This is a genomic window from Pseudomonas cannabina (genome assembly GCF_900100365.1).
GTDB lineage: Bacteria > Pseudomonadota > Gammaproteobacteria > Pseudomonadales > Pseudomonadaceae > Aquipseudomonas > Aquipseudomonas cannabina.
Window position 1 is genome coordinate 3,207,790 of sequence record NZ_FNKU01000001.1, and the last position, 14,224, is coordinate 3,222,013.

At 61.0% G+C, this 14,224-nt stretch carries 13 protein-coding genes; 6 read left to right on the forward strand and 7 right to left on the reverse strand.

Features of this window, described 5'->3' with window-relative positions:
- The first annotated feature begins 39 nt into the window (after nucleotides 1-39).
- The gene (locus BLT55_RS15080) at nucleotides 40-1,653 is read left to right on the forward strand and encodes an NAD(P)/FAD-dependent oxidoreductase (protein ID WP_055001902.1); all 1,614 of its coding nucleotides are present in this window, start codon (nucleotides 40-42) and stop codon (nucleotides 1,651-1,653) included.
- Between the two features lie 995 nt (nucleotides 1,654-2,648).
- Here the strand turns inward: BLT55_RS15080 and BLT55_RS15095 are convergent.
- The 5 genes from BLT55_RS15095 to dinG all read right to left on the reverse strand — a co-directional run bounded on the left by BLT55_RS15095 (nucleotide 2,649) and on the right by dinG (nucleotide 8,945).
- Nucleotides 2,649-3,113, reverse strand: a complete 465-nt coding sequence (locus BLT55_RS15095) for an outer membrane lipoprotein (RefSeq protein ID WP_055001903.1) — start codon at nucleotides 3,111-3,113, stop codon at nucleotides 2,649-2,651.
- Between the two features lie 146 nt (nucleotides 3,114-3,259).
- The gene (pdxH, locus tag BLT55_RS15100; protein WP_055001904.1) at nucleotides 3,260-3,907 is read right to left on the reverse strand and encodes a pyridoxamine 5'-phosphate oxidase; all 648 of its coding nucleotides are present in this window, start codon (nucleotides 3,905-3,907) and stop codon (nucleotides 3,260-3,262) included.
- Between the two features lie 300 nt (nucleotides 3,908-4,207).
- A complete protein-coding gene (locus tag BLT55_RS15110) occupies nucleotides 4,208-5,374 on the reverse strand; it encodes an OmpA family protein (RefSeq protein ID WP_055001905.1) in 1,167 nt (388 codons plus the stop codon).
- A 153-nt stretch (nucleotides 5,375-5,527) separates the two neighbouring features.
- Nucleotides 5,528-6,676: a serine hydrolase domain-containing protein gene (locus tag BLT55_RS15115; protein WP_054080077.1), complete on the reverse strand. Its 1,149-nt coding sequence runs from the start codon at nucleotides 6,674-6,676 to the stop codon at nucleotides 5,528-5,530.
- A gap of 124 nt (nucleotides 6,677-6,800) precedes the next feature.
- Complete coding sequence (dinG, locus tag BLT55_RS15120; protein ID WP_007248690.1) at nucleotides 6,801-8,945, reverse strand: ATP-dependent DNA helicase DinG; 2,145 nt, start codon at nucleotides 8,943-8,945, stop codon at nucleotides 6,801-6,803.
- Nucleotides 8,946-9,052: 107 nt separating this feature from the next.
- On the opposite strand from dinG, the gene BLT55_RS15125 reads away from it, so the two are divergent.
- From BLT55_RS15125 to BLT55_RS15135, 3 genes are all read left to right on the forward strand, one after another.
- A complete protein-coding gene (locus tag BLT55_RS15125; protein WP_055001906.1) occupies nucleotides 9,053-9,517 on the forward strand; it encodes a CopD family protein in 465 nt (154 codons plus the stop codon).
- Nucleotides 9,518-9,710: 193 nt separating this feature from the next.
- Nucleotides 9,711-10,670, forward strand: coding sequence for a nucleoside-specific channel-forming protein Tsx (locus BLT55_RS15130; RefSeq protein ID WP_055001907.1), 960 nt, complete (start codon nucleotides 9,711-9,713; stop codon nucleotides 10,668-10,670).
- A gap of 19 nt (nucleotides 10,671-10,689) precedes the next feature.
- Nucleotides 10,690-11,712, forward strand: a complete 1,023-nt coding sequence (locus BLT55_RS15135) for a purine-nucleoside phosphorylase (RefSeq protein WP_007248693.1) — start codon at nucleotides 10,690-10,692, stop codon at nucleotides 11,710-11,712.
- Nucleotides 11,713-11,801: 89 nt separating this feature from the next.
- Here the strand turns inward: BLT55_RS15135 and BLT55_RS15140 are convergent, their stop codons facing one another.
- Nucleotides 11,802-12,560, reverse strand: a complete 759-nt coding sequence (locus BLT55_RS15140) for a hypothetical protein (RefSeq protein ID WP_054080078.1) — start codon at nucleotides 12,558-12,560, stop codon at nucleotides 11,802-11,804.
- Nucleotides 12,553-12,828, reverse strand: a complete 276-nt coding sequence (locus tag BLT55_RS15145) for a DUF1145 domain-containing protein (RefSeq protein ID WP_054085328.1) — start codon at nucleotides 12,826-12,828, stop codon at nucleotides 12,553-12,555. The genes BLT55_RS15140 and BLT55_RS15145 overlap by 8 nt, the downstream gene beginning before the upstream one ends.
- Nucleotides 12,829-13,048: 220 nt before the next feature.
- Between BLT55_RS15145 and BLT55_RS15150 the strand changes: the two genes are divergently transcribed.
- Nucleotides 13,049-13,546 carry a DUF6231 family protein gene (locus BLT55_RS15150; protein ID WP_007248696.1) on the forward strand — a complete coding sequence of 166 codons (498 nt, stop codon included), beginning with the start codon at nucleotides 13,049-13,051 and terminating at the stop codon, nucleotides 13,544-13,546.
- Nucleotides 13,547-13,549: 3 nt separating this feature from the next.
- Entirely contained in the window at nucleotides 13,550-14,023 is a 474-nt protein-coding gene (locus BLT55_RS15155) for a YchJ family protein (RefSeq protein WP_054999335.1), read from the forward strand.
- Nucleotides 14,024-14,224: the final 201 nt, after the last annotated feature.

Consider the following 14,224-nt stretch of genomic DNA (forward strand, 5'->3'; position numbering starts at 1 on the left):
TGTCGGGCTGAACCTGCGGCCCGAAAACTGGACCCTTTAATGTTACGAATCACCGAACTCAAGCTGCCGATCGATCACCCGGAAGAAGACCTGCGCGTTGCACTCTTGCAGCATCTGGGTATCGACAGCAGCGAATTGCTGGACTTCACCCTGTTCAAGCGCAGCTATGACGCGCGTAAAAAGTCCTCCGAACTGTGCTTCATCTATACCATCGATTTTCAGGTCAGGGATGAAGAGGCCTTGCTGCGCAAGCTGGCCAATGATCGCCACGTCGGCCCTGCGCCCGACGTCAGTTACAAAGTGGTCGGTCATGCCCCCGAAGGCCTGACCGAACGTCCGATCGTGGTCGGCTTTGGCCCGTGCGGCATCTTCGCCGGGCTGCTGCTGGCGCAGATGGGTTTCAAACCGATCATTCTCGAGCGCGGCACCGAAGTGCGTCAGCGCACCAAGGATACCTGGGCGCTGTGGCGCAAGAACGTGCTCAACCCCGAATCCAACGTGCAGTTTGGCGAAGGCGGTGCCGGGACGTTCTCCGACGGCAAGCTGTACAGCCAGATCAAAGACCCGAAATTCATCGGCCGCAAAGTGCTGCACGAGTTCGTCAAAGCCGGCGCGCCGGAAGAAATCCTTTACGTCAGCAAACCGCACATCGGCACCTTCCGCCTGACCGGTGTCGTGGAAAACATGCGGCACCAGATCGAAGCCATGGGCGGCGAAGTGCGCTTTCAGCAGCGCGTCACCGACGTGATGATCGAAGACGGACAACTGCTCGGCGTGCAGCTGGACAGTGGCGAGCAGATCGAGTCCCGGCACGTCATTCTGGCGCTGGGCCACAGTGCCCGCGACACCTTCCGCATGCTGCACGGTCGTGGCGTGTTCATGGAAGCCAAGCCGTTCTCGGTGGGTTTCCGCATCGAGCATCCGCAGTCGCTGATCGACCGCGCCCGCCTGGGCAAGTACGCCGGGCACCCGAAACTGGGCGCTGCCGATTACAAGCTGGTGCATCACGCCAGCAACGGCCGCTCGGTCTACAGTTTCTGCATGTGCCCCGGCGGAACTGTCGTGGCTGCGACCTCGGAGCCAGGCCGGGTGGTCACCAACGGCATGAGCCAGTATTCGCGTAACGAGCGCAATGCCAACTCAGGCATCGTGGTCGGTATTTCTCCGGAGCAGGACTACCCTGGCAGCCCGCTGGCCGGTATCGAATTGCAGGAACGCCTGGAATCCCACGCTTACCTGCTCGGCGGCAGCAGTTATGAGGCCCCGGCGCAACTGGTCGGCGACTTCATCGCGGGCCGTGCGTCGACCGCCTTGGGCAGCGTCGAACCGTCCTACAAGCCGGGTGTGAAGCTGGTGGACCTGGCCGACGCCCTGCCCGCCTTCGCCATCGAAGCCATTCGTGAAGCATTGCCCGCGTTCGACAAGCAGATCAAAGGCTTCTCGCTGCACGATGCAGTGCTGACCGGCATTGAAACCCGCACCTCGGCCCCGTTGCGTATCACGCGCGGCCCGACTCTGCAAAGCCTGAACACCAAAGGCCTGTACCCGGCCGGTGAAGGTGCTGGCTACGCGGGTGGCATTCTGTCAGCAGGCGTGGACGGCATCCGGGTTGCGGAGGCGCTGGTGCGGGACATGCTGGGGATCGAGGGCTGATCTGACTATCGTGCGGCGCTCTGCGTCTGACTATCATGCCGACGCTCCGCGTCGGCATGCAGTTCGTGGCGCTCTACGTCACACAGCGGTTCTGCGATGGCAGTAATGTTTGTTTCTGACTCAGGTCACCTTTGCGCCCTTACGGCGCCCTACTTTGAAGGACCAAAGTAGGCAAAGTCCCAGCTCCGTTTCCGGCCCGACTTCGTCGGGTTCCTTCGCCCTGACACTGATCCGGGGGTCGCTGCAACGGGCCATCCATGGCCCAGTGCAGCTTGCTCGGCGTCCTGCCTCGCATCCCCCGGATCAGTGTCAGGACTCAGCCGTCACTTACGTCGCATTCTGCGTCGTCAGTGATATCGTGATAAAAAAGCGCTTTGATTATCAACTAGCGTGCGACGCTCCGCGTCGCATGCCGTTTTGGACGCTCTGCGTCCGATCTTGAGTATGCGGCGCAGATCGGGGACGTTCCGCGTCACACAGCGGTTTTGCGATGTCAGTGATGGTTGTTCCTGGCTCAGGTCACCTTTGCGCCCTTACGGCGCCCTACTTTGAGGGACCAAAGTAGGCAAAGTCCCAGCTCCGTTTCCGGCCCGACTTCGTCGCGTTCCTTCGCCCTGACACTGATCCGGGGGCCGCCGCAACGGGCCATCCATGGCCCGGTGCAGCTTGCTCGGCGTCCTGCCTCGCATCCCCCGGATCAGTGTCAGGACTCAGCCGTCACTTACGTCGCACTCTGCGTTGTCAGTGATATCGTGATAAAAAAGCGCTTTTGTTTATGTGCAGTGACTACGGGCTAGGCATGACGCTATGTTGCAGCATAGATGTGACGCGTAGCGTCCAGAACTGCATGCCGATGCTCCGCATCGGCACGAGAGTCACGGTTGAGATTATCGTTTCCTGCGCGTGTGCAAGCCTTACACGACAATCCATCTGGCGCAGAAAACGAAAAAACCCCGAGCTTTTCGGCTCGGGGTTTTGTTGTGCAGCGTTGCAGATCAGTGGGTCACGCGGCTCGTGCCGTTGACGCTCATGATGCGCACGCGCTCGCCGACCCGGAAAATTTCGTTTTCCTGAACCTGCTGCACGTAGGCACGCATGCTGCCGTCGTCTTCACGCACGGTGATTTCAACACCTTGCGTGCGGGTCAGGCCTTCTTCGGCCGCTGAACCCAGCAAACCACCTGCTACAGCACCGATTACCGCTGCCACGATGCTGCCGCGACCACCGCCGATGGCGCTGCCGCCAACGCCACCAACGACTGCACCCGCAGCGCCGCCGATTGGCGTTTTGGTGCCTTCGATCTTGACTGGACGCAGCGATTCGATGGTGCCCATGCGGACGGTCTGTACGGTCCTGGCCTCATCGCGGAAATAGGAATCGCCGGTCAGATTCGAAGCACAACCGCCCAGGGTCAATGCCAGGGCAGTGAACGAAGCAACCAGAAGAGCAGACTTGCGCATAACGGTATCTCCAGAGGAACCAGTGGCCATTAGACTACCCGACAAGGGTGCTGTCACGGCCTCGGTCCCGCAAATAAAGTTCATTCAGGCGCCATACAGCGAGCGTCTATACAACGCTCAGACGGTCCGGCGGACAAAAAATTCAATCAGGGCGCGAGACGCTCGCGTGTCCACTCACTGTCTACCCAACGATAGTTCAAACGATCGTGAAGGCGACTGGACCTCCCCTGCCAGAACTCGATTCGCTCAGGCAACAGACGGTAGCCACCCCAGTGCTCGGGGCAGTGTGGCTGGGTGTCTGCGAAGCGTTGTTCCGTCTGTCTGATCAGCCCTTCCAGCTCGTCACGACCGGCAATCACCCGGCTTTGCGGTGATGCCCATGCGCCCAGGCGACTGCCCAGTGGACGAACCTGGTAATACGCATCGGATTCCTGTGCGCTGACTTTCTCGACCCGACCTTCAATGCGCACCTGACGCTCCAGCGTCGGCCAGAAAAAAGTCATGGCCGCAAAGGGACGTGCAGCCAGTTGCTGGCCCTTGGCGCTTTCGTAATTGGTGAAGAAGGTGAAGCCTTGGCTATCGAGCCCTTTGAGCAGCAACACGCGGCAGTGCGGACGCCCTTGCTCATCAACCGTTGCGAGGGTCATGGCGTTGGCCTCGACCGGCGGCTGCTCGGTTTTTACAGCTTCCTGGAACCAGGTGTGGAACAGCGCAAACGGCTCTTGCGGCGACTGCGCTTCGGTCAACCCGTCGCGAGTGTAATCACGGCGCATGTCGGCCAGAGTCTGAGTCATGGTTTCATTCCTGCGCAGGTTTTACGTGGTGTTGGTTGTAACAGCGCTCGTCGTATACACAAGCCCGATGAGCGCAAACACAAAGCTTCTGCCCGGAGGGCGTGGGAGCTTCAGGAGGTTACGACGGCTGCGATGGGCTGCGCAGCGGCCCCAGAACTTGCCACCTCGGCTGTGTCGGGTACACCGAGACGGCTGGTTTTGCTGCCGGTTCCCGGCAGTTCGCTGACAAGTCCGCTCCTACAGAAACCTAGGTCGCGGACAAGCGAAGCGTCGCCCGGTCCGCTCACACAAGGTCAAGCCTCAGTTACTGGCCTGGCTGTCATCCTTCTTGGCGGGCGTGGTGGCCTTGGCCGGGGCTTTGGCAGTGGTTTTGGTCGCAGCCGGTTTCTTGGCTGCTGCGGTGGTCTTGGCTGGCGCTGCTTTCTTGGCAGTACTGGCTTTGGCCGGTGCAGCTTTTTTGGCCGTGTCTTTCTTCGCCGGGGCTGCTGCTTTTTTGGCAGGCGCGGCTGGCGCAGGTACGACCGGCTTGACGTCCTGGGTGGCAACCATGACTGGCGCAACCGGCGGCAGCGCGTAACGGGCCATCAGGACGCGCATGGTGTCTTGCGGCGTCATGAGGATTTCAACGCGGCGGTTGAGTGCGCGGCCCTGCAAGCTGTCGTTCGCAGCACGCGGCATGACCGCGCCCATGCCACGCAGGCTCAGGCGATTACGCTCCAGACCACTGAGGCGGAAGATAGCGGCAACCGACTGCGCACGTTCCTGACTGATCTTCTGATTGGCGTCGGTAGGGCCGGACGTGTCGGCGTGGCCGAGAATCAGCACGGCCGTTTTCTGGTCGCCTTCGACCGCTTTGGCCAGACGAGTGATCGGACCCAAGGTGTTGGGCAGCAACATGGCCGGGCGATCCGGGTTGAACGAGCTGTCTACCGGCGCAGTGATCGCCAGCAGGTCTTCGCGACGCTCCAGCTGGAACGGGCTGTCTTTGATGGCAGCGCGCAGGCGCGGCTCGTACTCGTCCAGCCAGGCCTGAGTCACTTTCGGGTCAGGCATCGGCAGCGCTTTGGGCTCGTCCGTCTTGCCGTCGTTCGCGCCAAACGGCCACCACCATTTGGTGTCGGTCTCCGACTTGGCGACCAGCGAAGGCGCAGCAGGCTTGTCCGCCGGTTTGCTGGCCACCGCGTCAGGTTTTGCCTGAGCGTTGTCGTTCGAGCCAAACGGCCAGTACCACGGAGCGCTGCTTTCAGAGCCCGCGGCGGGTGCCGGTGTCGCAGCGGCCTTGGCAACCGGAGCCGGTGCAGGGCCTGGTGCCGGCGCCTGTGCAGCAGCGCCAGCACCGGAAGACTCGTTGCTGGAACCGAACTGCCACCAATGGCCTCCAGTTGCAGCAGAGTCGGATTGAGGAGTTTGAGCGCAGCCGGTAACGGCGATGCACAGAGCAAGAACGAGGCTTTTATTAGACGACATGGGTAACCCGCAACGGTTTTGATCAGACAAGGGAACGTGACTATGTCCGTATAACACGCATAAAGACGCAGTTGGAAAAAGAAACCGTCGTACGGTTCCGGTTACAGCCTATTAACTGACAGTCGGTATTAAACAAGCACTTATGATCGATACTTACTGCAAACACTCACGCAGTTTGCCGACCAGCTTCTGCGCCCTTGGGTCCATCAGGATGTAAGGGCCCAGCGTGTTGGTGACGAAGCCGAACGCCACTTCGTAATCCGGATCCGCGAAGCCCACCGAGCCACCTGCGCCGGGGTGCCCGAACGCCTTGGGGCCCAGGCCATACGTGGCGTTGGGCACCGTCGGCTGATCGAGCATGCAGCCCAGCCCCAGGCGAGTCGAGGTCAACAGCGTCTTGTCCTGACCGATGCTGTGTTCGCGGGTCAGCTCATTGAGCACGTCTGCTTCAAGCAGGCTGCCATCCAACAGACCATTATAGAAACCGGCCAGGCTGCGCGCATTGCCATGGCCATTCGCCGCAGGCTGCTGCATGCGACGCCATTCAGGCTTGTTGGTGCTGGTCATGATTGAAGGCGGATTGGTGAAGGCCTTGGCGGTGATGGAAGCAGGCTCGCGCATCGTCGCTTGCAACACACGCTGAGCGGCATCATCACCCGCATTGCCCTTGCCGCGAGCGATGTGCGCCACGCGATGGAACTGGTCATCGGCCAGCCCGACATGGAAATCCAGCCCTAGCGGACGCGAGATGCGTGCGGCAATGGACTCGCCCGGACCGCGACCGTCGGCCCGGCGCAGCATTTCGCCCACCAGCCAGCCATAGGTGATTGCCGCGTAACCGTGCCCCTGACCCGGCGTCCACCAAGGCTCTTCAGCCGCCAGCGCCGCCGTCATGGTGCCCCACTGATAAAGCGCTTCTGCCGGCAATTGCTCGCGCAGCGCGGGCAGACCGGCCTGGTGGCAGAGCAACTGACGCAGGGTGATCGACGCCTTGCCCGCTGCAGCGAATTCCGGCCAGAGCCTGGCGACAGGTTCGTCCAGCTTCAGCTTGCCTTCTTCGACCAGTTGCAGCACCGCCACACTGGTAAAGGTCTTGGTGCAGGAAAACAGATTGGCGATGGTGTCGGTATGCCAGGCCTCGGCACCGTCCTTGTCCGCCGTACCGGCCCACAGATCGACAACCGTCTGACCACCGACCTGAATGCACAAGGCCGCGCCGCGCTCCTGGGGATCGTCAAACAGCGCTGCGAATGCTTCACGCACCGCTTCGAATTGAAGTTCGTAATGACCCTGGATCTGCAACGGGTGACTCCTGACTGACAGCATCAGCCTGCTGACAGGCTAAAGGTGCATGTTCTGATAGGCGCATATTGTTCCAGCGATCGCGCGCTTTGGGAACCTATGTGAAACGCTCTTCATCTTTGCCTCAGGATATCTCGCGCCGAAACGGCGGCAGCGCGTTGAGAATCGCCTTGCCATAACGCTGGGTGACCACGCGGCGGTCCAGCAGCGTGATGGTGCCGCGGTCTTCTTCGGTACGCAGCAAACGGCCGCAGGCCTGCACCAGACGCAGCGACGCATCGGGCACGGCGATTTCCATGAACGGGTTGCCGCCACGCGCCTCGATCCACTCGGCCAGCGCCGCCTCGACCGGGTCGTCCGGCACCGCGAACGGAATCTTGGCGATCACCACATGCTCGCAATACGCACCAGGCAAATCCACCCCTTCGGCAAAGCTGGCAAGTCCGAACAGCACGCTGGACTCGCCGCTGTCGACCCGCGCCTTGTGCTTGTTGAGGGTTTCCTGTTTGGACAGATTGCCCTGAATGAAGACCTGCTTGCGCCAGTCACGGTCCAGGCCGTCGAACACATCCTGCATCTGCTTGCGCGAGGAATACAGCACCAGCGTGCCTCGCGAACCTTCCACCAGACCGGGCAGGTCACGAATGATCGCAGCGGTATGGGCCACCGAGTCTCGCGGATCGGCCTTGAGGTCCGGCACCCGCAGCACGCCAGCGTCAGCATGATGGAACGGGCTCGGTACGACAGCGGTGACGGCACCTTTGGGCAGACCGGCACGCATGCGATAACGGTCGAACTTGCCCAGCGCAGTCAGCGTGGCCGAAGTCACCAGCGCACCGTAGGCGATGTTCCACAGGTTACGGCGCAGCATTTCGGCCGCCAGAATCGGACTGGCGTTGACCTCGATATCGAACAGCGCACCGCTGTCGGCGAGCGTCAGCCAGCGCGCCATCGGCGGGCTGTCTTCCGGATCTTCGGCGGTGAAGGCGGTCCACAGCTCCCAGTTGCCGTGCGCGCGAGCCAGCAGGCTGCCGAACAACGGATACCATTCTTCGGCCTGATGGCTGGCGATGCCGATATTGACCTCGCCGTCCATGCCTTCTTTGAGTAATTCCGTCAGGCGCGTGAACAGATCGTCCAGCCGCGCAAACCCCTTTTTCAGTTCGATACCCATCTCGCGGATGTGCTCGGGGATCACGCCGCCGACAAAACGGTGACGCGGACGCTCACGCCCCTGCATGTCTTCACCGGCACGAAAATCAGCCAGTTGCTCGCAGGCCCCGAACATGAACTGCTGGTGGCCCTTGATCTCGCGGGCCAGCTCCGGCACCTGCTCGATCAGCTTGCCCAGATCGCCGGGCAAAGGATGCTGGGCCAGCAGTTTGGCGAGGTTCTTGGCGGTCTGTTCCAGCCAGTCGGCGGTAGATTTCAATCGGGTGTAATGAGCGAAGTGGCCGATGGCCTTGTCCGGCAGATGATGGCCTTCGTCGAACACGTACAGCGTGTCTCGCGGGTCTGGCAGCACGGCGCCGCCGCCCAGCGCCAGGTCAGCCAGCACCATGTCGTGGTTGGTGACGATCACGTCGACCTTGCCCATGCCTTCGCGCGCTTTATAGAACGCGCATTGCTGGAAGTTGGGGCAATGGCGGTTGGTGCACTGGCTGTGATCGGTGGTCAGACGCGCCCAGTCCTGATCGGCAAGTTCCTGAGGCCAGCTGTCACGGTCGCCGTCCCATTTATTGCCGGCCAGCTTCTGCAACATGCTGGTGAACAGCTTCTGGCTGGCTTCATCGACCTCGATCTTGAAGCCTTCTTCTTCGAACAGCTGCGCGGTCGCGTTGGTCGCGTCACTTTCCTGCAGCAGCATGTCGAGTTTGGACAGGCACATATAGCGGCCGCGCCCCTTGGCCAGGGCGAAGGTGAAGTTCAGGCCGCTGTTGCGCATCAGGTCTGGCAGATCCTTGTAGACGATCTGCTCCTGCAGCGCGACGGTGGCTGTGGCAATGACCAGTCGCTTGCCCGCGGCCTTGGCCGTCGGAATCGACGCAATGGCATAGGCCACGGTCTTGCCGGTGCCGGTGCCCGCCTCGACCGCGACCACGGCCGGGTCGCCCGAACGACGCCCCTCTTCATCGGTATCAATGTCCCCCAGCACCCTGGCGACTTCAGCGATCATCAATCGCTGGCCATAGCGCGGCTTGAGACTCTTGGCTTCGAGGAAACGCGAGTAAGCGCCCTGGATCTGGGTTTTGAGTTCGGTACTGATCATTGGCTTCGGTTCGGGGGCACGACTAAAAAGGCTGGATAAATTTTCAGTGGTTCTGAGTGGGCGCTATCATAGCGCGCTAAATCCATCCGCGCAGAACGGAGTGTCCGATGACTGCTTTTTCCGCTATTTATACGCTGCATGTGCTGGCTGCCCTGATCTGGGTTGGCGGCATGTTTTTCGCCTGGATGGTCTTGCGTCCAGCCGTCATTGCAGCACTTGAAGGCCCGTCCCGCTTGAAAGTGTGGGTCCAGGTGTTTCCGCGCTTCTTTGTCTGGGTGTGGGCGACCATCGTGATCCTGCCGGTCACCGGCATCGGCATGATCCAGATGAACTTCAGCGGCTTTGAAACCGCGCCACGCTACGTGCAGATCATGATGGGCCTGTACGTGGTCATGGTCGCGCTGTTTCTTCGTATCCATTCATTGCAATTGCCGGACCTGCGCCGTGCAGTGGACGCAGAACAGTGGGCGGAAGGCGCAGCGGCACTTGGTCATATCCGAAGGCTGGTCGGTTTCAACCTGATCATCGGTCTGGCCGTGGTCGTGCTGGCGGCGGCGCGTCCGGACTTTTGAGACGAAACGGAACATCACAAGGCACCGGGGTGACATCGCGCACAGCTAACGGGCAGATTCCTGCCTGTTCGGTCATGTTCTTGACCTGATATCCATGGCTTTCAACACTTTGAAACACTTTGGCATGCGCTGTGCAAACGTTTGCGATCAGCCGTATGCGGTCGACGGTACGCGATCATAAAAAGGAGTTTCAATGCCCAAGCAGTTTTTCATCCAGCCCGCAGCCACCTGCAACGTCATGATTCCATTGCTGCTCGCAGCCGCCGCTGCATTGCCCTGCACCACGGCATTGGCGCAGCCAACGACCACGGAAGACTCCGCGCAGGGCGAAGCACTCAGCCCGCCCGCCGTGCCGAAGGAAAGCAAAGGTGCGTACTTTTCAGACTGGTTCAACCAGGACCTGACCCTGATCGGCAGCAAGGACATCAGTTTCGGCCCCAAGCCGAACGATGACATCTACTTGGAGTACGAGTATTTCGGTCGCAAGGGGCCGTTCGAACTGTACGGCTATGTCGACGTGCCGAAGATCCTCGGCATCGGCAACGATAATGACAAAGGTGTCTGGGATCATGGCTCGCCGGTATTCATGGAGCACGAGCCGCGCATTTCCATCGATTACCTCGCCGGCCGCAGCCTGGCGGTCGGGCCGTTCAAGGAATGGTACGTTGCCTTCGACTGGATCTACGACCATGGCAGCAACTCGGCCAACCGCGCCAACACGCTGTACAGCGGTCTGGGTACGGACATCGACACCCACTCGCGGGTCAATCTGTCGGCCAACTTCTACGGTCGCTATCAGTGGGAAAACTACGGCGCCAGCAATGAGTATTCGTGGGACGGTTATCGCGCCCAGCTCAAGTACATCGTGCCGATCAGCACATTCGACAATGGCGCATCGCTGACCTACATCGGCTTTACTAATTTCGACTTCGGTTCGGACCTCAAGAACGATCCGGCCCGCACCGGCAACTCCACGGTGGCCACCAACGTGTTGCTTTACGCCTTCACGCACCTGCGCTTCACCCTGGTCGGCCGTTATTTCCACAATGGCGGCAACTGGGAAGACGGCAGCGAACTGAACTTCGGTGACGGCAACTTCCGCGCGCGCTCGGACGGCTGGGGTTACTACGCAGGCGTCGGTTATCAATTCTGATTTGACTACAGGAGTTCTCATGAAACACATCACTCGCAATGCACTGTGCGCCACCCTGGCCCTGCTCAGCCCCGGCATCTGGGCGGCGGCCGCACCGGTCACACCCAAAGTCATGCTGGTCGCGATGTTCGCGCCCGAAGCGCAGAACTGGATCGACCGTCTGCACCTGACCAAGGAAATCCAGGTGCCGGGCCTTGCCGCCGAATACCCGGCCATCCGCTGCAACGAGCAGGACGTGTGCCTGATGGTGACCGGCATGGGCCAGACCAACGCTGCCGCTTCGACCCTCGCGCTGGCCCTGTCGCCGCAATTCGATTTGCGTAAAACCTACTTCATCGTCGCCGGGATCGCCGGGATCAACCCGCACCACGGCAGCCTCGGCACCACCGCCTGGGCGCACTATCTGGTGGAGTTCGGTACACAATGGGAGATCGATTCCCGCGACGTGCCCAAGGACTGGCCGACCGGTTATCTAGGCATCAACACCAAAGGTCCGAACGAAAAACCGCCGCTGGACTACAAGACTGAAGTCTTCGAGCTGAACCCCAGGCTTCAGGCCAAGGCATTCGCCCTGTCGCAGAAAGTGACGCTCAGCGAGAGCAAGGAGTCGGCGGCCTGGCGCGTCAAATACCCTTACGCCCCGGCCAATCAGCCACCGCAGGTGACGCAGTGCGACACGGTGGCGGGCAACACCTGGTTTTCCGGCACGCGCTTGAGCGAACGGGCGGAAGTCTGGACCAGGCTATTGACCGACGGCAAAGGCGTGTATTGCACCACCCAGCAGGAAGACAACTCGACGTATGAAGCCCTGTTGCGCGCCAGCAAGGCGGGCAAGGTCGATGTCAATCGTCTGGCCGTGGTACGCGCGGGTTCCGACTTCGATCGTCCGTATCCGGGCTACAGCGAGGTCGATAACCTGCTCAAGTACGCCGATCAGGGCGCGTTCGTGCCAGCGCTGGAAAACCTCTACCGCACCGGCAATCCGTTGGTGCAAGCGATTGTCAGCGACTGGAAGAACTGGGAAAAAGGCGTACCGCAATAAAAGCGTAATGCTATGAACCCGGTCCGGATCTTGGCGTTGCACCTGATCCGGACCGGGCATTGAACCTGGCGACTTAGCGACTTGAAAACTTAGAGGCGCTGCAAAATCAACGCGCCCGCAGGACCGGCAACGCCCGGCTGACCGGCCTCGCCCTCTTTACCGGCTTTGCCACCATCTGCGCGGTACACGAAACAGCCTTTGGAAGCGCCGCCTTTACCCGCCTTGCCGCCCTCGCCGCCCTTGCCTGGCGCGCCGCCTGCGACGTTCACCTTGATGCGATCAGTCGGAAAACTCTGGGGCAACTCCAGTCGAACCTGAGCGCCCGCCGCGCCGTCCCGACCAGTGCTGCCGTTTTGACCATCGTGCCCGCGCCCAGCCGAACCCCATGTACAACCCGGTGCTTCGCCCGTGCCGCCATCGAGGCCCACATAACCCGGGCTGCCCGCGCCGCCGCGTGCGTCGATCGACAACTCTTCCGCGTCGAGGTTTTGCAGGCGCAGGGTCAGGTTGCGGCCTGGCAATGCAGGTTTCTCATAGGTGCCCGGCGCGCCGCGTGCGGTGATCTGGCTGCCGGTGCCGAATTCGCCGTGCGCCACCACCAGATTGAAGGCCTGCACACCGGGGACGATGGCAATGCGCGCCTCATGCCCCAGCACCAGCTGGCCGATTTTCACATCGTCGATATTGGCCGGGATCAACAAGGTGCCGTAATCCGACACCTCGAGGCGATCCAGTTGCAGCACGCTGCTGTTGCCGGGCAGGCGCATCAGCGAGTGCGGTGCGACGATGATGGCTTGCGCCATGGCCAGAGGGCTGAACAGTGCCGCCAGCAGAACGAGATTACGCATGAGAGTGCCCCGAAGCCGAACGGCTGATGGATTGCAGATGAAAAATGCCGAACAGGATGATTTTGCCCCGGTCGCGCCACGGATGCCGGCGACCGCGCAGGCTGCCGTTGAACAGAATCAGTTCCAGCAAATGCGTCAGCAGCAGCACCGCGCCCGCCATGTCGATCATCACGCCGAACGGGCTGGGCGCTTCAAACAGCGCATTGGCCAGCACCACCAGCCAGAAGCCCAGCACCAGGATCTTTCCCAGCCCCCAAAACACCTTCATCGCCTGCCCCCCCTTGTGATGATCCGTTACGACAGCGAAGTCTGCGCACGCTTTTCGTCGCCGCACAGTAGACGTGCTGTTCAGCGAATATGCCAGCAGTGTATTGAAAAAGATCAAGCATAGAAGGTTATCGTTCGTCAGAGGGTATCGACGCACAGACTGGTGGCTGTTCAGAGCCGGTCCGGCAGGCTAGTCTTGCCAGTCAATCAGAGGACTTTCGATGACCGTCGGCTATTCCACTCGCACCCCTCAGCAAGCGCTGGCTGCCCTGCTCGATCTCTATGCGCCTGCACGTCTGCTGGTCATCGGGGCACAGGCGTTCCCTGCGCTGCAAGCCTTTCAGGACGCGCATCCGCAGACCACTGTGGCGCTCGCTGAACCCGGCACGCTGCCTGCGCATCTGGCCGCGCAACGCTTTGATCTGGCGCTGGTGGTCGACTGCCTGGAACACATCCCCAAGCGCATCGGGCTGGAGTTGCTGGGCGGCATCCGCAATCTGAATGCCAGCCGCATTGCCGTACTGGCCGACTTGCAGGCCTGCGACTGGCAGGAGACGGACTTTTTCTCGCTGGCGCTGCAATCCAGCGAACGCTTCGCCCGCGACGAACAGGTGTTGAGTCTGTTCACTTACGATTTGCGCGAATACAAGCAGGTGCCCGACTGGCTGAATGCGAAGTACTGGGCCAACCCGGAGAATTTTGGAAAATATTGGTGGTGAATCATGAGTAGTGCCATTTGCCCGTGCGGCAGCGGCGACCTGTTGCTGGCGTGCTGCGGCCACTATCACGCTGGCCAGCCTGCGCCGTGCGCGGAGAAACTGATGCGCTCGCGGTATAGCGCTTACGTGCTGGGGCTGACGGATTATCTGGTGCAGACCACGCTGCCGGTGCAGCAGAACGCGCTGGACCGTGAAGCCATCGCCCAATGGAGTGCGCAAAGCACCTGGCTGGGGCTGGAGGTGGAAAGCGCGGAGGTGTTCGGCGGCAAGCCCGAGCATGCGTTCGTGACGTTTACTGCTCGCTGGCACGATGGTAATGGCGAGCACAGCCACAAGGAGCGCTCATCGTTCGTGCAGAATCAGGGCCGCTGGTACTTCATTGACTCTACTGTACCGCTGAAGGCCGGCCGTAATGATGCGTGCCCGTGTGGAAGTGAACAGAAGTTCAAGAAGTGTTGCTCGGGGTATGTGGTTTGAGTGAGGCACGATAGTCCAGATTATCGTTCCCTACGCATCAGCGCTCATCGTTATACATAACTACTGAAGAGCCCGGAAAACTGGGCCCTTCAGGCTTCTGCCGCAGGGCGTGGGAGCGGACCGGGCGACGCTTCACTTGTTCGCGAAGACGATGTTTTAGGCGCTGCATTTTCGGAGACTACATCGGCCCTTTCGCGAACA

Bases quoted from the DNA above. Each gene is read 5' to 3' on its own strand.
- BLT55_RS15145 (WP_054085328.1), bottom strand. From the start codon at position 12,828: ATGAAGGTGTTTTGGGGGCTGGGAAAGATCCTGGTGCTGGGCTTCTGG.
- dinG (WP_007248690.1), bottom strand. From the start codon at position 8,945: ATGATCAGTACCGAACTCAAAACCCAGATCCAGGGCGCTTACTCGCGT.
- BLT55_RS15110 (WP_055001905.1), bottom strand. From the start codon at position 5,374: ATGTCGTCTAATAAAAGCCTCGTTCTTGCTCTGTGCATCGCCGTTACC.
- BLT55_RS15135 (WP_007248693.1), top strand. From the start codon at position 10,690: ATGAAACACATCACTCGCAATGCACTGTGCGCCACCCTGGCCCTGCTC.
- pdxH (WP_055001904.1), bottom strand. From the start codon at position 3,907: ATGACTCAGACTCTGGCCGACATGCGCCGTGATTACACTCGCGACGGG.
- BLT55_RS15095 (WP_055001903.1), bottom strand. From the start codon at position 3,113: ATGCGCAAGTCTGCTCTTCTGGTTGCTTCGTTCACTGCCCTGGCATTG.
- BLT55_RS15130 (WP_055001907.1), top strand. From the start codon at position 9,711: ATGCCCAAGCAGTTTTTCATCCAGCCCGCAGCCACCTGCAACGTCATG.
- BLT55_RS15140 (WP_054080078.1), bottom strand. From the start codon at position 12,560: ATGCGTAATCTCGTTCTGCTGGCGGCACTGTTCAGCCCTCTGGCCATG.
- BLT55_RS15080 (WP_055001902.1), top strand. From the start codon at position 40: ATGTTACGAATCACCGAACTCAAGCTGCCGATCGATCACCCGGAAGAA.
- BLT55_RS15150 (WP_007248696.1), top strand. From the start codon at position 13,049: ATGACCGTCGGCTATTCCACTCGCACCCCTCAGCAAGCGCTGGCTGCC.
- BLT55_RS15125 (WP_055001906.1), top strand. From the start codon at position 9,053: ATGACTGCTTTTTCCGCTATTTATACGCTGCATGTGCTGGCTGCCCTG.
- BLT55_RS15155 (WP_054999335.1), top strand. From the start codon at position 13,550: ATGAGTAGTGCCATTTGCCCGTGCGGCAGCGGCGACCTGTTGCTGGCG.